This window comes from Aliarcobacter butzleri (genome assembly GCF_900187115.1).
GTDB lineage: Bacteria > Campylobacterota > Campylobacteria > Campylobacterales > Arcobacteraceae > Aliarcobacter > Aliarcobacter butzleri.
Genome location: NZ_LT906455.1, coordinates 1,684,245 through 1,702,888 on the forward strand (window position 1 = coordinate 1,684,245; position 18,644 = coordinate 1,702,888).

The 18,644-nt window shown below is 26.9% G+C and carries 20 protein-coding genes; 3 read left to right on the plus strand and 17 right to left on the minus strand.

Annotated elements, in window-relative coordinates; genetic code table 11:
- Positions 1-91: 91 nt before the first annotated feature.
- The 5 genes from CKV87_RS08445 to CKV87_RS08465 all read right to left on the minus strand — a co-directional run bounded on the left by CKV87_RS08445 (position 92) and on the right by CKV87_RS08465 (position 4,060).
- On the minus strand, positions 92-331 hold the full coding sequence (locus CKV87_RS08445; RefSeq protein WP_012147664.1) for a hypothetical protein: 240 nt from the start codon (positions 329-331) through the stop codon (positions 92-94).
- Complete coding sequence (locus tag CKV87_RS08450) at positions 301-966, minus strand: hypothetical protein (protein ID WP_012147665.1); 666 nt, start codon at positions 964-966, stop codon at positions 301-303. The genes CKV87_RS08445 and CKV87_RS08450 overlap by 31 nt, the downstream gene beginning before the upstream one ends.
- Entirely contained in the window at positions 956-1,654 is a 699-nt protein-coding gene (locus CKV87_RS08455; protein WP_004509495.1) for an AAA family ATPase, read from the minus strand. Before CKV87_RS08455 ends, CKV87_RS08450 begins: the two co-directional genes overlap by 11 nt.
- Positions 1,655-1,725: 71 nt before the next feature.
- Positions 1,726-3,831 (minus strand): DDE-type integrase/transposase/recombinase, encoded by a 2,106-nt coding sequence (locus tag CKV87_RS08460; protein ID WP_012147666.1) that lies wholly within the window; start codon positions 3,829-3,831, stop codon positions 1,726-1,728.
- 1 nt (position 3,832) lies between these two features.
- On the minus strand, positions 3,833-4,060 hold the full coding sequence (locus tag CKV87_RS08465; RefSeq protein ID WP_012147667.1) for a hypothetical protein: 228 nt from the start codon (positions 4,058-4,060) through the stop codon (positions 3,833-3,835).
- Positions 4,061-4,455: 395 nt separating this feature from the next.
- Between CKV87_RS08465 and CKV87_RS08470 the strand changes: the two genes are divergently transcribed.
- Together CKV87_RS08470 and CKV87_RS08475 are read left to right on the plus strand one after the other, a co-directional pair.
- Positions 4,456-5,133 (plus strand): S24 family peptidase, encoded by a 678-nt coding sequence (locus CKV87_RS08470; RefSeq protein ID WP_012147668.1) that lies wholly within the window; start codon positions 4,456-4,458, stop codon positions 5,131-5,133.
- Positions 5,134-5,149: 16 nt separating this feature from the next.
- On the plus strand, positions 5,150-5,899 hold the full coding sequence (locus tag CKV87_RS08475; protein ID WP_012147669.1) for a hypothetical protein: 750 nt from the start codon (positions 5,150-5,152) through the stop codon (positions 5,897-5,899).
- A 404-nt stretch (positions 5,900-6,303) separates the two neighbouring features.
- Here the strand turns inward: CKV87_RS08475 and CKV87_RS08480 are convergent, their stop codons facing one another.
- The 5 genes from CKV87_RS08480 to CKV87_RS08500 all read right to left on the minus strand — a co-directional run bounded on the left by CKV87_RS08480 (position 6,304) and on the right by CKV87_RS08500 (position 10,915).
- Entirely contained in the window at positions 6,304-6,801 is a 498-nt protein-coding gene (locus CKV87_RS08480) for a hypothetical protein (protein ID WP_012147670.1), read from the minus strand.
- Complete coding sequence (locus CKV87_RS08485) at positions 6,782-7,660, minus strand: hypothetical protein (RefSeq protein WP_012147671.1); 879 nt, start codon at positions 7,658-7,660, stop codon at positions 6,782-6,784. Before CKV87_RS08485 ends, CKV87_RS08480 begins: the two co-directional genes overlap by 20 nt.
- Positions 7,661-7,732: 72 nt before the next feature.
- A complete protein-coding gene (gene era / locus CKV87_RS08490) occupies positions 7,733-8,617 on the minus strand; it encodes a GTPase Era (RefSeq protein WP_012147672.1) in 885 nt (294 codons plus the stop codon).
- Positions 8,618-8,692: 75 nt separating this feature from the next.
- On the minus strand, positions 8,693-9,403 hold the full coding sequence (locus CKV87_RS08495; RefSeq protein ID WP_012147673.1) for a hypothetical protein: 711 nt from the start codon (positions 9,401-9,403) through the stop codon (positions 8,693-8,695).
- A 6-nt stretch (positions 9,404-9,409) separates the two neighbouring features.
- Entirely contained in the window at positions 9,410-10,915 is a 1,506-nt protein-coding gene (locus CKV87_RS08500; RefSeq protein ID WP_012147674.1) for a YifB family Mg chelatase-like AAA ATPase, read from the minus strand.
- 200 nt (positions 10,916-11,115) lie between these two features.
- Between CKV87_RS08500 and CKV87_RS08505 the strand changes: the two genes are divergently transcribed.
- Positions 11,116-11,490, plus strand: a complete 375-nt coding sequence (locus tag CKV87_RS08505) for a hypothetical protein (protein ID WP_004509886.1) — start codon at positions 11,116-11,118, stop codon at positions 11,488-11,490.
- Between the two features lie 4 nt (positions 11,491-11,494).
- Here the strand turns inward: CKV87_RS08505 and def are convergent, their stop codons facing one another.
- From def to CKV87_RS08540, 7 genes are all read right to left on the minus strand, one after another.
- Positions 11,495-12,010 (minus strand): peptide deformylase, encoded by a 516-nt coding sequence (gene def / locus CKV87_RS08510; protein ID WP_012147675.1) that lies wholly within the window; start codon positions 12,008-12,010, stop codon positions 11,495-11,497.
- Between the two features lie 8 nt (positions 12,011-12,018).
- A complete protein-coding gene (gene clpP / locus CKV87_RS08515) occupies positions 12,019-12,603 on the minus strand; it encodes an ATP-dependent Clp endopeptidase proteolytic subunit ClpP (protein WP_004509888.1) in 585 nt (194 codons plus the stop codon).
- Positions 12,604-12,617: 14 nt separating this feature from the next.
- Positions 12,618-13,919 (minus strand): trigger factor, encoded by a 1,302-nt coding sequence (gene tig / locus CKV87_RS08520; RefSeq protein ID WP_004509889.1) that lies wholly within the window; start codon positions 13,917-13,919, stop codon positions 12,618-12,620.
- 147 nt (positions 13,920-14,066) lie between these two features.
- On the minus strand, positions 14,067-15,203 hold the full coding sequence (ppk2, locus tag CKV87_RS08525) for a polyphosphate kinase 2 (RefSeq protein WP_012147676.1): 1,137 nt from the start codon (positions 15,201-15,203) through the stop codon (positions 14,067-14,069).
- Positions 15,204-16,160, minus strand: coding sequence for a polyphosphate kinase 2 (ppk2, locus tag CKV87_RS08530; RefSeq protein WP_012147677.1), 957 nt, complete (start codon positions 16,158-16,160; stop codon positions 15,204-15,206).
- A gap of 23 nt (positions 16,161-16,183) precedes the next feature.
- Positions 16,184-17,329: a carboxynorspermidine decarboxylase gene (nspC, locus tag CKV87_RS08535; protein WP_012147678.1), complete on the minus strand. Its 1,146-nt coding sequence runs from the start codon at positions 17,327-17,329 to the stop codon at positions 16,184-16,186.
- 3 nt (positions 17,330-17,332) lie between these two features.
- The gene (locus tag CKV87_RS08540) at positions 17,333-18,535 is read right to left on the minus strand and encodes a saccharopine dehydrogenase family protein (RefSeq protein WP_012147679.1); all 1,203 of its coding nucleotides are present in this window, start codon (positions 18,533-18,535) and stop codon (positions 17,333-17,335) included.
- Positions 18,536-18,644: the final 109 nt, after the last annotated feature.

Sequence of the window (18,644 nt, forward strand, 5' to 3'; positions counted from 1 at the left end):
AAAGGTATTTTCTTATCTTTTTTATCTCTAAATATAGAGCAAACCATATAACCACTCACAAAGCCACCACAAAGGCTTAAAATTATTTCTATCACTCTTCTATCTCCTTTAAAAGTTGTACTAAATCATTAGTTGTTGTTTGAACACCTATAATTTGTGTAACACAATATTTTTCTTTGATTTTTTTATATATTTTTTGGGGATTTGGGTATTTTTTTCTAGCAACTAAACTAACTGTTGCTTTTGATAATCCAAGTTCACGAGCCACTTTGCCTATGGATTTATCTTTTATCTCTTGTTTTAAGAGTTCGTGGATTCTTGCTGTATCCATAATGTCTTCAAATCTGTATTAAAATAGTTATAAGCTCCATTTTCTAAAGCTTGTTTTATTTCTTTTGCTCTTGAAATATTATATTTATATAAAAATTTACTTCCTTCTTTTTTATATTTTCTATTATAAAAACGAGTGGGATGCTTTTCATTAACTTCAATTAATCCACAAATTACACCCATTTTTTTTAATCTAGACCACCACTTTTCTAATGCAATACTTGTAATATTTGCTTGTTTTTCTATATCAGATATAGTAATTTCTTCTTGATTTATTGAACTCAATACTTTCATTAAAGTTTCGGGAATTTCAATCTTTCTTGGTTTATCTGGACTAAAATCAAAACTCTTATTGATGTTATAATCAAATAAAGAGTTATTACTTACTAATGGTGCTTTTTGACCAGTATTATTGATAAACCTATACTCCCTATCTAATAAAATATTTCTCTTTTTACTTATGCATTTTATATAACCTGACTTTTCAAGAAATCTTAAATATTTAGATAAATAGCTCACTCCAATATCACATACAATAAGAATCTCTGCTGCTCTAAAAATTTTGTTTCTTCGAATATAATTCCACATCATTTGATTTTTTTTGGTTTTCTTTGCATAAAATATTTTATTTTCCATGTTCCACCCCACTTTCTCTAAATATTTTTAAATCTACACTTTCATAATTATTTAGTTCACAATATTTTTCAAGCCTTATGAGTAAAACTCTAATATTTCTAAGATTTGGATATTTTGCATAGAAAAAGTCAATTAAATCATCTTCTATTTTTACATCACTTAGTTCACAAAACTTTTTAATATCCTCTTTTATGATAGGTTTAAATTCAACTAAAGCAACTATTCTTGAGTAATAGTGTCTATGCTTTTTAAATTTAGCATTTGACTCTTCCATACCTATAAAAAAGACGATTATCCCTGTTTCATCATGTATATCTCTAAATAGCTCTAAAACTTCATTCTTTGTACTTTTTAGTATTGCATCTACTTCATCAACTATAAGAATTCTAGGCTCACTTATAAGCGATTCTATAACTCTTTTATAAAGATAAGATGCTTGTCCTTGAGTATCTAAATTAAGCTCTGTACATATCTCTCTTAATACAGAAGTTTTAGTCCAAGTTTGAACTGCTCTAAAAAGAAGTGCATCTTCTTTTGCAGTAATTTTTTCTAAACTTATTGTTTTACCAAGTCCATAATTACCATAACCTAAGCCCATTTTTGGAGCAGATATAGGAAGTTCTTTCAATCCTTGAAAAGCCTCTTCCAATTTGATATAATTTTGCGTATGTAAGAATTTTTCTTGCATTTTGTAATCTCCTGTTTGATTTAATTTAAGTCTGTGCGAAAGACTCGAACAGGAAGTGCAAAAGCACTTCCCTATCCAACCTTTGCTTCTTTTTCTGCCATTTCCCAAATACTTGGATATTTTTCTGCTAATTTTTTAGTTGTATTATCAACCATATTATTTTTTAAGTCCCAAACAAATCTGTCAAAGTAACTTTCAAAAACTGGTCTTCCACTTGGAAGTATTTTTGTAGGTTTTCCCTCTTCATCTTTATTTTTAAAATCGTATCTGTTTGATTTTTCTAGCTCTTTTTTATCTATTTGTTCTATTTTTATAGAGTCTTTTAAGAGTCTATCTATTGTCTCAGTATGCTTTGCAACAGTTATCGTATTTGTATCTATTACCTGCCCTACTGCTTCAATCCTATCAAGGATAGTTATATCTTTGATAGCTTGAGCTTCTTTAATTATCTTATCCATCTGTCTTAATAGTTGTTTAGATTTTTTCTTAGCTCCTCTTGCTGCATATCTATCTTTACCCATATGTTCTACATCTTCAGCTATACAGATAAAATTCATATTTTCATCATAAACTAAGATATATCCCATATCATGTCCTGACATGATATAAACTTGATGCCCTGTAAACTCAACTAAATTAAGATGAACATAGTTACATCCATCATAAGAAATACCTTTTTTACCAACTTTTCTAATTACACTTTCACCAAGAAGTAAATCAAGCATTCGTATATCAGGTATTGATTGCACAGCCGTTGGATCACTATTCCATTTTGTAATTGGCTTAGTATTTATTCCTTTATGTTCTCTTTGTTCATAAAGTTTATCAACCCAGTTATCAATCCAACTTTGTAACTCTTCAGGATTTAAAAGTACAGTTAAATCAAGTCCTATATTTTCTTTGCTTATTTTCCAAGCATCTCTAAAAGCCTTTTTTTCTTCATCTGTTTTTAATGAATGTTCTTTTCTCCATTTTTCTTGAGCTATTATCTTATGTTCAAAAGATTTTCTAGCTTGTAACTCTTGCTTTTCAGCAACACTATGACCTATATATCCTGGTATTTGTTCAAATAACTCTCTAGCCATAGTTCCAAAAACTCTCTCAACATGAGGTTTACAATCACCACTAAATGGTGGAACAATATTCATATTGATTTTTAAATTGGTACATATAGATTCAAAATGATTTGAAGTATAATCTTTACCATTATCAACTACTACATTTTCAGGAATACCAAGTTTTAAAATAGCTTTTCTAAGTAGTTGTGAAATACTATAAGAACTAGAAGTGGAAGCTACATGAAATACAACTCTTCTACTAAATACATCAATAGCAGCTAAAACTGTATATCTTTTTCCATCAGCACAAATTACATCAGCTGGTGTACTATCAAGTTCCCAAAACTGATTTTTATAACTTGCTTTTGCATCGGCTTTTCCATAAGCTGCTAAATATTTATTTTTTGCACTATCAGGATTTCTTGCAAACTCCTCAAGTAAGGGATTTTTTCTTTTCCACTCTTTATAAAAGTTATTCAAAGCATCATAACTAGGCATCAAATCACCAAAGGTATGACACATATTTCTATATATTTCACTTATTCTTGGTCGACTTGCCCTTAAAAAATATCGAATTGCAGTATCTTGTTGAGTTTTATCTAAAGCTTTTACTCCTTTTTCGGCTCCTCTACTATCAATAAAGGCTTCAACTATATTTATCTGTTTATCCTCAGCCTCTTTATATTTCCTAATCCAATCATTGAGTTGTTTTAAACTAACACTTCCTAAAATATCAAAGCTAATATCATTTTTCAAAGTTTGTTCTAACCACTCTTTTTGATTTAATGTCATTGATTTTTTTCTATAAAATTCAACCAATTTACATTTTGCAATAGCTTGTTTTTGTTTTAAAGGATGTGCCAAAAGATATTTTTTTGTAAAATTTGCTTTTGAAATGTTAGAAACCTTTACATCTTCTCTTTCTTCCTCTTTTACAACTCCAAGCTCTTTTAACTTTTCTTTATAGCGAAGTGGTAAATCATCATATTTATAGTGTTTTACAGGCTTAAAACTTCCATCAATAGATTTTAGTTCATAAGGAATATCTTTTAGAGCTTTAGAAATTGCCATTTTTGTTAGATTTAATTTTTCCATTAAATCTTTAGCTATAAATTCCATTTTATACCTCCCAAGGAAGCTTTCCTATCCAAACCTTATCTTTTTTAAGTTGTGCCATTATCTTTCTTGTATCACCATTTATATTATTTCTTCCATTTCTATCTCCACTTAAAACCATACTTAAAATAGTATGGCTGACACCATAAGCAGTTGCATATTTCTTAACTGCAAATCCTCTACTATCAAACCTCTCCTTGAGAGTCATATCCTTTAAACTTTTATTAATCAAATTAACCTCTCTTTCTAAGTAATAAATACTCACTTCAAATATTTATCTTAAGTCAATATTCACGGTTAAGCCTTAGTTGAGTGCTCATTTCTACTAAGACTTAATAATAAATATTTCTATTATGTTGTAGACTTTTCTTTTCTTGGTATCTACACTTGCACCTCAATCTTTATATTTACTCTTAACCAAATATATAAGATAGCTTTTAACAGTTCAGCCAATCAGTTCTGAGTGTGGCTTAAGTTTTTAAAGAACTCAAAAAAAGTATTTTTTATCTCTTTTTGTTATAATGTTTATTAACGAACTGGTTAATATGTTGAAACTTTAGCACAAAATTATTCTATTTGTCAAGTATTTTTGTTCTAAATAGCATATAAATATTCTAATGAGGTAATATGACAGCAGGAAAAAGACTTAAAAAAGCCCGTGATTACGTAGGATTAACACAAAGCGAATTTGCAGAACAATTTTCTTTAAAATGGGATAAAATTAAAAATATAGAGACTGAAACACACAAATTAAATCCTGATTTTGCAGAAATGATAGAACAAAAATATTCTATTAGTGGTTGGTGGTTATTAACTGGTAAAGGAGATATGCTTTTAAATAAAGATAGTAAGTTACAAAATGAAACTAACTCAAATTTAGTAAATATTTCTTATTTTAAAGACACTTATGCAGCAGCTGGAGCAGGTGCAATAAACTTTGATAAAGCTCCTATGGTTATGGCTTTTGATAAAGATTTTCTAAAAGTTCAATTAGGAATAACTGTTTTTAAACATCTTCATATTATCCATGCAATAGGAAATAGTATGTATCCTACTATACAAACAGGAGAGATGTTGTTTGTAAATCCATTTGAAAATGAAGAATTTAAGATAAGAGATAAAGATATATATGTTATCAATACTCCAAATGGGGTACTAGTAAAAAGAATAAAAATACACCCAATAAAACCTATTTATATATTAGTATCAGACAATCCACAAGATGAAGATATTACATTAGAAGGGGATGACTTCAAAGCATGTACTATAATAGGTAGAGTTATAGGACACTTTAATAAACTATAACAAGTATGGAGTAAACATGAAAAAAAATATAGATATTGTAGGTTTCACACAAAAACAAAGATTAGAAGAGTTAGAAAGAGCAAAAGAAAAATATACAAAGAAAGGTTATACTTTTGTTGATTATACAGATAATGGAGTTACAAAATCATTTGCAACCTTTGAGATAGATGAAGCAAATATAAAACAAAGTGGTGGACTATTTGTAAAAATATTGATAGTTCTTTTCCTTGTAATAATTGGCTGGAAAATATTCTCACCAAGTGAACCACTTGAAAATAAAACTTTACGAGAAGCTACTAGATTATCATTGGATGAATTAAAAGAATATTCTAATTCTTATGCAAAAGCTAAAGAAGTAAATTCAGAATATTACAATAAATTCTATACTTGTATCAGTGATCACTTATGGAATAAGGATCCAGATTTACTATTAGGAAAGATTTCAGAATGGTGCTATAATGATACAAAAAGAGAAGACTATAATAATATCAACTATATTGATATAGCTTCTTTTATGATATATTTTAATAAATTAGATGGTAGCTATTCACCTTTTGTAGAATTTATAAAATCTGAGATGAAAAATCCTGCTTCTTTTGAGCATGTAGATACAATATCTAATTTTGTATCAAATTCAGAAAAACCATATATGTTTATTAGATGTATATATAGAGGGACAAACTCTTTTGGTGCAATTGTAAAACAATCAATATCAGCAAAAGTAGATGATAAAACAAAAAATATTTATGATATATCTTACGAATAGTTAAAAAATATTTGCTTTTAAAATGTTAGTATTCTTTATTAACATTTTATTAGCACTTTTAAAATCTCAAAAAATTAGGTTTACTTGCTCAAAGTTTACTTAGTTTACTTGCTAGGTTTACTTACTATACTTTTACAACCGCTCATATTATAAAACTTTATTCATTTCAATACCAAAAGTTTCTCTAAAAAATTATTGCTCTTGTAGCCGATAGTTTAGGCTCTATCTTTATATTTATATTGTTGATTTTTCTTCGATTTTTTCTATTAAAAGGAAGATAAGAAGATATAGGGAAGATTCCACCTTACTTACATTTTTACAACCGCCATAAAAAAAGGACTATAAAGCCCTATAAATAGTAGTAGAAGGCAAAAAAAGCCTTTTTAATATTACTTACTTTTCTATTACTCCCCCACAAAAGCATCATCTTCAATTTTTAACTCCAGTTCATTTTCATTTTTCAATTGCTTAAAATAGAACTTCTCAAAACTAATTTTTAAATCAAAAAAATAGTAACCATTTTCATCTTTTTTATATAAAACCAGACTTTGCACTTTAGAAAAATTATTTAAATTTTCTATTTGTTTTAAAAAGTTTTCTAAAACAATTATTTTTGATTTTCCTTTTAAAAAAATTGATTCTTTATCTTTTTCATTTGTTAAAATTGTTATATGATTTTTATTTGCTAAGTTTTCTAAAGTACTTAAAACTTCAAGATATGAACCTTCAAATTTTTTATTTGAAATTTCATCAAAACTATTTTTTGTAGAAATCATCTCTTCTTGTTTCTCTTCAAAAGTATAAAAAGAAATAAGTAACAATAGTAATAAAGGAAGTAAATAAAGCTCGATTTTTGTTTTTGTTTGGCTATTTATAAATTTATCATTCAAAGATTTTAGCATCAATAACAGCCTCATAAAGATTTGAATTTTCCAAAAGATTTATAGATGAAAAAGTTATATTTTTATTGTTTTTTTCTAAAAATTGATATAAATCCTCTTTTTTGCTTGAAGTTAAAATAAGCTTCAATCTATTTTGTTTAAACTCCAAAGATTGTAAATCTAAACTATTTATATTTATATCTTGAAAAATCAAATCAAGTTTTTCTTGAAAACTTTGAAATTCATATTTATGTTTTAAAATATCAATATTTATCTCTTCTTTATTTTCTATTTGTTCAATCTTTTCTTCATTTGAAAAGATAAAAAATGAAAAAATCAATACGACAAATAGATATAAAACAAAAAAGACAAAACCATAATCTTGATTCAAATTTAAAAAAGATAAATTTTGTTTTATATTTTTTTCTAAATAACTATTTTTTAGTTTTTCAATTTCATTTTTATCAATTTGTTTAAAATTATCTATATTTATTTGAAATTTTTTATTTAAAAACTCGATAAGTTCATCTTTTTGTATAATTTGATTTAGCTTTTGATAATAGTAGATTTTAGAATTTTTATATAAACAAAAAAAATCTTCATTTAAATATAAATCAACTTTTCCAAACTCTTCTTTATTTTCATAAAATTGCTCAAAAACTTGAAATTCAAAAAAATCATACTTTTCATTTAAGATAAAAATTTGATATTTTTTTAGTTCTTTTATATAAATTATAAAGATTTTATCATTTTTATTTGTAGTTATATTTTTTAGTTTAAAATTTGTAAAAATAAAGTTTTTTAGGTTTTTGTTATCAATTTTCTCAGAGACTTCAATCTCAAGTAAAGTTAATTTTTCTTGTGGGAGAATATTCTTCATTTAAAGCCTCATTTTTAACTTTAATAATTATTATCAAAGTATATAAAAATGCGGCTTAATTTTGAAGTTTTATTATAAGCTTACGTCATATCCTAGAGCTTTTAATCCCTCTTTATCTTTTGTCCAACCTTTTTTGATTGAAACAAAAAGTTCTAAAAAGCATTTTTTACCAGTAAGTTTCTCTATTTTCATTCTAGCATCTCTTCCAATTCGCTTGATTGCAGTTGCACCTTTTCCTATAATCATACCTTTTTGAGTATCTTTTTGTACAATTATCGTAGCTTTTATAACATCTACATTTGGTTTTTCTTCTACTTTATTTACAATAACATCTGCTTCATAAGGAATTTCATCACTAATATTTTCAAAAATTGATTCCCTTATAAACTCTTTGAAAATATCTCTTAAATGCTCAGTTGTCATAATCTCTGGGTCATATAAATATGGATGTTCTGGTAAATATTTTACAACTTCACCTAAAATATCAGCTTTTTTTGTAGCTTTTTTAATAGATACAGGAATAATAGCCTCATATTTATCATTGTATTTTTCATACTCTTTTAACTTCAACATAAGTTCATCTGCACTTACAAAATCTATTTTTGTAAGAAGTAAGATATGTTTTACATTTTTTTTATTTTTTTCTAAAAAGTCTTCATAATAACTTATTTTATCAGTAACTGGTGCAAGATATAAAATCAAATCACAATCACCCATAGCTTTTAATGCTTCATCTAACATATACTGATTTAAAAGTTTTTCTGTTTCATGAATTCCTGGTGTGTCTATAAAGATAACTTGGTCATCTTCATGCATAACTATGATATTTGATCTTTTTCTTGTAGCATTTGCCTTGTGTGAAACCATCGCTATTTTTTCACCAACAAGCCAATTTAGAAGAGAACTTTTACCTGCATTTGGTCGTCCTACAACTGAAACATATCCGCATTTTGTCATTATTTGCCTTTTATATAATAAATAACCGTAATAGTAACATAATTTTTATAAGGCTTTATCTTCTTGCTCTATTTATCAATGTTTATCTAAATCTATTTTTTCATATAAATGTCCAATTTCCATAAATATCTTTTTATCTTTAATATTTCCCAAATCTTTATCTAAAAAATAGTTTCTAACTTCTTCATACTCTTTATTTGTAATAGGTAAAATATTTATAAATCTATCTTTACTATATATAATAATTGCATCAAATAATTTAAATTTATAATTTTTATCTTTTATCTTATGAAAAAAATATTTAATTATTATTAAACAAATATGTAAAATTGGATATATAAATAACAAAATATATAACATATCTAAAATAAATAAAAATATAAATACAAAAATAAATGCTATATAACTAATTTCCCCTATAACTTGTGTTTTATGATAAAGATCACTATATGTTCTTTTTATATCAGTTATTTCAGAAATTTTAATCTCTTCTATAATATTATTTTCGTGCATAAATTTAATACTATCATTCATTAAAATTATTTTTCTTTTATTTCTTGCTCTTAAATAGGCTCTTATATATGGCATCATTAAGAATGGAATAATAATAAAAATATGCCTGTTAAGTGAAGATTCGCTCATTCCACCTGGAGTATTTAAATTATGTATATAAGCATATATTGCTATTGGTATCATAGAAATTGTAATTAAAAATTCGAATAAAGTATTATAATCCTTAATTTCAATTGGATTTTTATCATAATCTATTTTTTGATTTTCTATCATTATTTTTTACCTTCTTCTAAAATTCAAACTCTTTAATAAATCACTTTTAGTGATAATCTCATTATCATTTAAATCAGCAATAGTTCGTGCTACTTTTAAAACTTTATTTATACTTCTAAATGACAAACTATAATTTAGCCTTGCTTTTTCTAAAACTTCACTACTATCATCATCTAAAAGACAATATTTTTTTATATCTTCATCACTTAGTTTTCCATTTAACTCTTTTTGTCCCCTACTTTTTTGTTTGATAAAAGCTTTTATTACATTTTGATGAAGTTCAGTCGAACTTACAATATTTTTATTATCATTAAAACTATCATTCATTACTAAATACAAGTCAATTCTATCTAAAAATGGTTCACTAAGACGATTTTTATATCTTTGTATCTCTACTTCACTACATCTGCACTCTTTTACACTAGAAAGAAGGTTACCACAAGGGCAAGGATTTAAAGCTGCAACAAAAATAAATTTTGTTTCATAAAGCACTTTACTATTTACTCTTGAGATTAATATTTTATTATCTTCAAGTGGTTCTCTAAGTGCTTCTAAAATATTATTTGGAAAATGTGGCAACTCATCGAAAAATAAAACGCCATTGTTACTAAGTGCAACTTCTCCCATTTTTGAGTTTGTTCCACCCAATATTGATGATTTTGTTGCCGTATGATGCGGATTTCTAAAAGCTCTTATTGGTGAAAAATCTATATCTTTAAAATCAAGTGCTTGAAGCTTTGCTTTTTCTAAAATCTCTTCAAGACTCATAGGAGATAAAATATATTGTAATCTTTTTGATATCATAGACTTCCCACAACCAGGGCTTCCTTCCATGATAAAATTATGGTTTCCAGCTGCACAAATCATAGCTGCATATTTAGCCATATCTTGTCCTAAAACATCACTAAAATCTTCTACATACTTTGTGTCATAAAAATACTTTTCACCATTTATTTCTAAAGTTTTATATAAAGGAAACTCTTTTTTACATAAATATTCATCTTTTAAATTTGATTTTAGAAATTCTATTGCACCATTTAAATCTTTTACAACATATATATCAATATTTGGAATATTGGCAAGTTTTTTTGCACTATTTTCACAAACTACAACTTTATTAATTAGTTTTTGTTTTGCTAAAGATAGTACCATTGGAAAAATAAGATTTGTATCTTTTATCTTTCCATCAAGAGATAACTCTCCAAAGAAATAAAAATCATCAAAGTTTACTTTTTTATCATCATAAAAAGCTATTTGCAAAGCAATAGCTAAATCAAAATGTGAACCTTTTTTATTTAACTCAGTTGGTGATAAATTTATAGTAATTTTTAGTGGTGGAAATTTAAAATCATTTACCAATAATGCTGATTTAACTCTATCCCTTGATTCACTAATGCTTGTACTTATCATACCTACAATTGTAAAGCTTGGAAGTCCTCTTGTAAAAGTTGACTCAACATCGATACTAACAGCATCAATTGTATCCATAGAAGCAGATTTTATAATTTTCATTTTATTCTTCTTTCATAAATAGTTACTAATATTTTTTATAATAAATCTGATTCTTATTATATTTATTTATTTTATATTTAAAATAAAAAAGCAAGAATTAAAAACTTTTTAAATATTTTATTTAATAAATAGATTGTAATATTTCTATCAATTTTTAATCTTTAAAAGATATAATACTCAAAAATTTTAGGAAATATTTTATGTCATCACTTATGAATTGCCCAGAATGTAATCATAAAATTTTATCAAGATTGGGAACGATTTGCCCAAACTGTGGTTACACTGTTGGATATTTTAATGGTACTTCAAAAAGAAAAGAATATGGTAAATTTTTCGCTTTAACTGTTTTTATACCATTTATATCTTTTATTACTATTCTTTTTGCTCAATTAAATAAATATACTATGATAGTTGGAATTGCAGTATTTTTCTACTTAGCTATAAAATCTTCACCTTTTTTATTTAAAAGTATTTTTTTTACAAAGTTTGAAAAGATATTTTTTTGGATTGTTTGGACTGTATTAAATAGTCTTATTCTAATTACGATTATAAATATTTTAAGAAAAGGGTTTTAAGAGATTAATTTTTATCTTTTAATCTCTTTTTCCACTCTTTTTCAAATTTTTTTCTTTTTATGATAGATAGATTTTCAATAAATAAATGTCCAGATAAATGTTCCATTTCATGTTGCCAAGCAACAGCTAAAAAACCTTCACTTTCCATAGTTTGTTTTTCACCAAATCTATTAAAATATTCAACTATAATATGTTCTGCTCGTGTAACATCTTCACTAAACCCTGGTACACTCAAACAACCTTCTGTAAATACTTGAGTTCCATCTTTATGTGTAATAACTGGATTTATAGCTTCTATTAAATCATTTTTATCTTGAATATCTTCTTCATTTGGAAGATTTATTACTAAAACATTTAAAGGAACTGCTACTTGAATAGCTGCTAAACCAACACCATTTTGAGCTATCATAGTTTCATACATATCATCTAAAAGAGTGTGAAGTTCATTATCGAACTTTTCCACATCTTTTGATTTTAATCGAAGTAATTTATTTGGATAAGTTATAACTTCTCTAACCATAATATTTCTTATTTATGTTTTGTTATAACTTCATCAATCAACCCATAAGAGCAAGCTTCTTCTGCACTCATAAAGTTATCTCTATCTGTATCTTTTTCAATTGTTGCAAAATCTTGACCAGTTTGTGAAGCTAAAATACCATTTAATGTATCTTTTAATCTTTGAATCTCTTTTGCTTGAATTTGAATATCAGTAGCTTGTCCTCTAGCTCCACCTAATGGTTGGTGAATCATAATTCTAGAATTTGGTAAAGAGTATCTTTTACCTTTAGCCCCACTACTTAATAAAAATGCTCCCATAGATGCAGCTTGTCCAATACAAATAGTACAAACATCTGGTTTTATATAATTCATAGTATCAAATATAGACATACCACTAGTAACCACACCACCTGGAGAGTTGATATATAAATAGATATCTTTATCTGGATCTTCAGCTTCAAGGAAAAGTAACTGAGCCACAACTGTTGAAGCAACAGCATCATTTATCTCTCCACTTAACATAATAATTCTATCTTTAAGAAGTCTTGAATAAATATCGTAACTTCTTTCACCTCGACCCGTTTTTTCAACTACATATGGTATATAACTCATAAAAAATCCTATAATTATTTTCCTAATTTTTCATCTAATAATTTAGAGATAACTTTCTCTTCAATCATAGACATTTTAATTGCAGGTAAATATCCAGCTTGTTGATATTGTTTTATAACATCTTGTGGATTTTGTCCCATTTGCATTGCTTCAAAATATAATACTTGAGTAACTTCTTGATCACTTACTTGTACATTTTCAGCTTTAGCTAAAGCATCAATAATAAATGTAGCTTTTACAGAATTTACTGCATCTTCTTTTAATTCATTTCTGATATCTTCAACTTTGTTAGCATTCTCTTTTAATTCATTGATTTCTTCTTCAGTCATTGTTCTAATTTTGTTATTTAAAGCATAATTAATTTCTTGCTCAATTACTGATGTTGGTAATGCAAAGTTAATTTTTTCAACTAATGTTTCTAAAAATACAGGTTTTAGTTCATCTCTATAATATTTAGCTTTATCTTCAGCTAACATTTGTTCTTTTACTCTATCTCTTAAAGTGTCAATTGTTACATCTTTTTGACCTGGTAACATTTTTTGTGCAAATTCATCATTTAACTCAGGTTTTGCTCTTTCTTGAATTTCATGTAAAGTTACTTTAAATACCGCTTCTTTTCCAGCTAAATCTTTTGCTTGATAGCTCTCTGGGAATTTAACAGTAATATCTTTTTGCTCTTCATATTTCATTCCAATAACTTGCTCTTCAAATCCTGGGATGAATGAACCTGAACCAATTTGTAATGGATATTTTTCAGCTTTTCCACCGTCAAATGCAACACCATCAACAAAACCTTCAAAATCAATCACAGCAAAATCACCATCTTTTACAGCTCTTTTTCTAGCAATTTTTTCTAATGGTGCAGATGATTGAGCAATTTCAGTTAATCTGTCATCAATTTTTTTAATATCAATTTCAATAGCTTTAACTGCAGGAACTAATGATTTATAATCTCCTAAATCAATATTTGGTTTGCAAGCAACTGATAATTCAACTTCGATATCTCCGTTGTCTTTTTTATCAAATTTAGTAACACTTGGTTCACCAATTAAGTCTGAATTTTTAATATCTAATAGTTTTAGACCATCAGCTAAAATTTTTCTAATTCCATCAGCTTCAGCATCTTCTCTTAATTTATCAGCATATCTTTGTTTAACAACTGCAACAGGAACCTTACCTTTTCTAAATCCTTGAACATTCATAGTTTTAGCAGCTTGTTTTGCTACTTTTTCTAAATTATTTTCAATACTGTCTTTTGTAAGCGTAGCTGTTATAACTGCATTTGCTTCATCAACTCTGTTTGCGTTAAATTCCATTAAATTTACTCCGATTATAATAATTTTAGCCAATATGATAGCTAAAATTTGCTAAGGCTTAACTAAAGACAAAACTAAGCAATTTTTTGGCAAAAAAAAATGGAACTTTTAAAAGTTCCATTTTAAACATTTACTATATTTAAAAAATTAGTAATCTTTAGTTTTTCTCATTTGTAAAAGTTCTCTTTGCACAGAAATATTTATATCTTCATTCGCTTCAAAATTTAAAGAATAGTTTCTTCCATCATAATCAACAGAGTTTAAAATAATTTTCATAGCTTCAAGTCTTGCTAAATGTTTATCGTCACTTCTTACAATATGCCAAGGTGCACTTCTTGAAGTAGTTCGTCTAAGCATTTCATATTTTTTTTCAGAAAATTCATCCCATAAATCTTGAGCTTGCATATCAACTTCTGAAAATTTCCAATGTCTTAATGGATCATGAATTCTTCTATCAAATCTTCTTTTTTGTTCTTCTTTTGAAACTGAAAAATAAAGTTTTATTAAAATCATTCCTTGTCTTACTAAATCTTGTTCAAAATTTACAATATCTTCCATAAAAATTTCATGCTCTTCAGGAGTACAAAATCCAAAAATTGGTTCAACCATAGCACGGTTATACCAACTTCTATCAAATAAAACTATTTCTCCACCTGTTGGAAAATGAGTAATGTATCTTTGCAAAAACCATTGATTTTTTTGAGTTTCTGTTGGTTTACCAAGAGCAACTACACGATAGTGTTTGTTATTCATATATCTTGTAATTCTTCTTATTGCTCCACCTTTTCCAGAAGCATCTCTTCCTTCAAAGATAATAATCATTCTTTTATTCACTTTTTCAAGCCAATCTTGAAGTTTGATTAATTCGATTTGATATGGTTTTAAAGCTTGTAAATCATAAATTTTTTGAATACCTTCACTTAAAGTATGAGTATCTAAATTTTTATAATCACCTAAAATTGATTTCAAATATTTATTTTCTTCTTGTAACTTTTTTATAGTTTCATTTTCTTTAAGATCTTTTTTAGGAGTGATATTTTCATCTTTTATTTTTACAATTGACTTTTCTTGAACATTTTTTATAACTGAATTTTTAAAATCTTCAAGTAAAGAAGAAGCAACTTTTAAAGTTAATTTATCCTTTTTTGAGAAACCAAGAACTTTAACATATCTTTTTTTATCATATTGAAATCGTGCAATATATTTTTTACCAAATTCTGGATGTTCTTCCTTTGAAATATACAAACCACTATAATCTGTTCTTTCAAATTCATTTAAATTCATCTAATTATCCTCTTTTTTCTTTGAAAATTTATTATCTTGTTCCATATTTGTAATTTCATTTTTTCCATGAATTAAAATATCTTTATCAGTTTTAAAAATATCTTTATCTTTTGATTTATTCTCATACTCAAGATTAGAAAGAATATGTCTTATACAATTCAATCTTGCTTTTTTCTTATTATCGCTTCTTATTACCATCCATGGAGCAATTTCAGTATTTGATGCCATTAACATAGAAAATTTTGCAATCGTATATTTTTCCCATAAATTTTGTGATTCTTTATCAACAGGTGATAGTTTATATTGTTTTAGTGGATCAATTTCTCTTTTTTTAAATCTTCTTAGTTGTTCTTTTTTAGAAACTGAAAAATAGAATTTAAATAAAATAATCCCCGATTTTACTAACATCTGTTCAAATTCAGGAACTTCTCTTAAAAATTCGTGATGTTCTTCGTGAGTACAAAATCCCATAACAGGCTCAACTCCAGCTCGGTTATACCAACTTCTATCAAAAAGTACAATTTCTCCTGCACTTGGTAAATGTTTTGTATATCGTTGAAAATACCATTGCGTTCTTTCTTGTTCTGTTGGTTTTTCTAAAGCAACAATTCTTGCACCTCTTGGATTTAAATGCTCAGTTATTCTTTTTATAGTTCCACCTTTTCCAGCAGCATCTCTTCCTTCAAAAATCATCAAAATTTTTAAACCTTGGGCTTTTACATGGTTTTGAAGTTTTAAAAGCTCAATTTGAAGTTTTGTAAGTTGTTCTTCATATTCTAAAGTCTCTTTTTTCACCCAAATCTGAACTTTCTTTTCTGTTCCTTCATCGTCAAGTTTTTCTTTAAATTTAGCTTTTGACTCTTTTCTAATTACTTTTTTATCTTTGTAATTTTCTTTTATAGACTCTTTCGTTTCACCTATTTCAATCTCTAAATCTTCAACTCTCTCTTTTTCCATCTAAAACTCCCAAATTTTTTCTACTATAACCTCATTTTGTAATCATTATATCCAAAGTTTTTTACTATTTTATAAGAATTTTCTTTATTTTTTATAACTATTGATGGTAATTTTATACCATTGAATGTTGTAGTTTTTACCATTGTATAGTGAATCATATCTTCTAAAATAATTTTATCACCAACTTTTAATGGCTCATCAAAAGAGTAATCTCCTATGATATCACCTGATAAACAAGTATTTCCACCAAATCTATATGTATATGGTTTTTCATTAGCAAGTCCGCTATTTCTAATCATTGCTCGATATGGCATAGCTAAAGTGTCAGGCATATGTGCTTCTGCACTTGTATCTAAAATTGCTAAATCCATACCATTGTAAACAATATCTAAAACAGTTGCTACTAAATAACCCGTCTGCCAACCAATAGCCTCACCTGGTTCCATATAAACTTTTAGATGTGGATATCTTGATTTAAAATCTTTTAAAAGTTTGATTAATCCTTCAACATCATAATCAGCTCTTGTTATGTGATGTCCACCACCAAAATTTACCCATTTTAATCTATCAAAATATTGACTAAAGTTTTTTTCAAAAGCTTCTAACGCACCTTCAAGTGCATCAACATTTTGTTCACAAAGTGCATGAAAATGAAAACCATCTAAAAATTCAAGCAAAGATTCGTCAAAATTTGCTTTTGTAGTTCCCATTCTTGAATATGGTGCACAAGGATTATATAAATCTACTTCAACTGATGAGTATTCAGGATTTAATCTAATACCTAATGATACTTTTCCATAAGCTTTATCTTTAAATCTTTTTAGTTGACTAAAAGAGTTAAAAACAAGATGATTTGAAATAGCAACTATTTCATCTATCTCTTCATCTTTAAAAGCTGGGCTATAAGTGTGAACTTCTTTACCAAACTCCTCTTTTGCTAAAATAGCTTCATGAAGTCCAGATGCACAACAACCTTTAAGATATTTTTTACATAAATCAAAAGTTGAATGCATAGCAAAACCTTTTAAAGCTAAAAGAATACTAATATCAGCTTCATCTTGAACTCTTTTTAAAAGTTTTAAATTCTTTTCAAGTAACTCTTCTTCGCATACATATGCTGGACTTGGAAGTTTTTCAAAAGTATCAACTACTTCATAATTTTTATTCATAATTTATTTCGCATCTAACTCTAAAATTTTCCAAGGTAAGCCTTGTGTCATTAACTCATCCATAAATGGTTTTGCATCAAATTCTTCTATATTAAATACTCCTGTATTTTTCCAAATACCTTTGTAAAGTAATTTAGAACCAATCATTGCTGGAACTCCAGTTGTATAACTTACAGCTTGTGCTCCAGTTTCTTTATAACACTCTTGGTGGTCACAAACATTATAAATATAAACTTTTCTTGGTTTTCCATCTTTAATACCTTCAATGATACAACCAATATTTGTTTTACCAACTGTTCTTGGTCCCAAGCTTGCAGGATCTGGTAAAAGAGTAGTTAAAAATTCAATAGGAGTAATCATCATACCTTTGTGTTCAACTGGCTCAATTCCTAACATTCCAACATTTTGTAAACAATTCATGTGTTGAATATAACTATCTCCAAAAGTCATAAAAAATCTAATTCTTTTTAAACCTTTAATATTTTTTGATAAAGATTCTAACTCTTCATGATATAGTAAATAAGATGGTTTAACACCAACTTCTGGATAATCATGGTCAACTCTAATTTCTAAAGGAGTTGTTTCAATCCATTGACCATTTTCCCAATATCTACCATTTGCAGATACTTCTCTTAAGTTAATTTCTGGGTTAAAGTTTGTTGCAAATTTATAACCATGGTCACCTGCATTACAATCCATAATATCTATATAGTGAATCTCATCAAATAAATTTTGTTGAGCATATGCACAAAATACTCCTGTAACACCTGGGTCAAAACCAGAACCTAAAAGTCCCATGATTCCAGCTTCTTTAAATTGATTATCTCTTGCCCACTGAAGTTTGTATTCAAATTTTGCTTCATCTGGATGTTCATAATTTGCAGTATCTACATAATCAACTTTACATTTTGTACAAGCATCCATAATTGTTAAATCTTGATAAGGTAATGCTACGTTTAATACTAATTTTGGATTTACTTTTTCAATTAATTTCACTAATTCATCAACACTATCAGCATTAACACTAGCTACATCAATTTGTACACCTTGATTTTTTAAAATATCAGCGGCAATTGCTTCACATTTTGAAACTGTTCTAGAAGCTAATGTTATTTTTTCAAAAGTGTCAATATTCATTGCACATTTAACAGTGGCTACTCTACTAACACCGCCTGCACCGATAATTAAAATACCTTTTTTACTCATTTTATTTACTCCAAATTGTTTTTATAGTAAAGATTATACTATGTTTATATTAAAAGAATCGATGAATACGAGAGCAATTTATTGTTTGATAACCATTTGATTACAAGAT

What these genes read in the sequence shown, in the direction of transcription:
- CKV87_RS08445 (WP_012147664.1), bottom strand. Translation starts at nt 331, where the DNA reads ATGGATACAGCAAGAATCCACGAACTCTTAAAACAAGAGATAAAAGAT.
- CKV87_RS08450 (WP_012147665.1), bottom strand. Translation starts at nt 966, where the DNA reads ATGGAAAATAAAATATTTTATGCAAAGAAAACCAAAAAAAATCAAATG.
- CKV87_RS08455 (WP_004509495.1), bottom strand. Translation starts at nt 1,654, where the DNA reads ATGCAAGAAAAATTCTTACATACGCAAAATTATATCAAATTGGAAGAG.
- CKV87_RS08460 (WP_012147666.1), bottom strand. Translation starts at nt 3,831, where the DNA reads ATGGAATTTATAGCTAAAGATTTAATGGAAAAATTAAATCTAACAAAA.
- CKV87_RS08470 (WP_012147668.1), top strand. Translation starts at nt 4,456, where the DNA reads ATGACAGCAGGAAAAAGACTTAAAAAAGCCCGTGATTACGTAGGATTA.
- CKV87_RS08475 (WP_012147669.1), top strand. Translation starts at nt 5,150, where the DNA reads ATGAAAAAAAATATAGATATTGTAGGTTTCACACAAAAACAAAGATTA.
- CKV87_RS08480 (WP_012147670.1), bottom strand. Translation starts at nt 6,801, where the DNA reads ATGCTAAAATCTTTGAATGATAAATTTATAAATAGCCAAACAAAAACA.
- CKV87_RS08485 (WP_012147671.1), bottom strand. Translation starts at nt 7,660, where the DNA reads ATGAAGAATATTCTCCCACAAGAAAAATTAACTTTACTTGAGATTGAA.
- era (WP_012147672.1), bottom strand. Translation starts at nt 8,617, where the DNA reads ATGACAAAATGCGGATATGTTTCAGTTGTAGGACGACCAAATGCAGGT.
- CKV87_RS08495 (WP_012147673.1), bottom strand. Translation starts at nt 9,403, where the DNA reads ATGATAGAAAATCAAAAAATAGATTATGATAAAAATCCAATTGAAATT.
- CKV87_RS08500 (WP_012147674.1), bottom strand. Translation starts at nt 10,915, where the DNA reads ATGAAAATTATAAAATCTGCTTCTATGGATACAATTGATGCTGTTAGT.
- CKV87_RS08505 (WP_004509886.1), top strand. Translation starts at nt 11,116, where the DNA reads ATGTCATCACTTATGAATTGCCCAGAATGTAATCATAAAATTTTATCA.
- def (WP_012147675.1), bottom strand. Translation starts at nt 12,010, where the DNA reads ATGGTTAGAGAAGTTATAACTTATCCAAATAAATTACTTCGATTAAAA.
- clpP (WP_004509888.1), bottom strand. Translation starts at nt 12,603, where the DNA reads ATGAGTTATATACCATATGTAGTTGAAAAAACGGGTCGAGGTGAAAGA.
- tig (WP_004509889.1), bottom strand. Translation starts at nt 13,919, where the DNA reads ATGGAATTTAACGCAAACAGAGTTGATGAAGCAAATGCAGTTATAACA.
- ppk2 (WP_012147676.1), bottom strand. Translation starts at nt 15,203, where the DNA reads ATGAATTTAAATGAATTTGAAAGAACAGATTATAGTGGTTTGTATATT.
- ppk2 (WP_012147677.1), bottom strand. Translation starts at nt 16,160, where the DNA reads ATGGAAAAAGAGAGAGTTGAAGATTTAGAGATTGAAATAGGTGAAACG.
- nspC (WP_012147678.1), bottom strand. Translation starts at nt 17,329, where the DNA reads ATGAATAAAAATTATGAAGTAGTTGATACTTTTGAAAAACTTCCAAGT.
- CKV87_RS08540 (WP_012147679.1), bottom strand. Translation starts at nt 18,535, where the DNA reads ATGAGTAAAAAAGGTATTTTAATTATCGGTGCAGGCGGTGTTAGTAGA.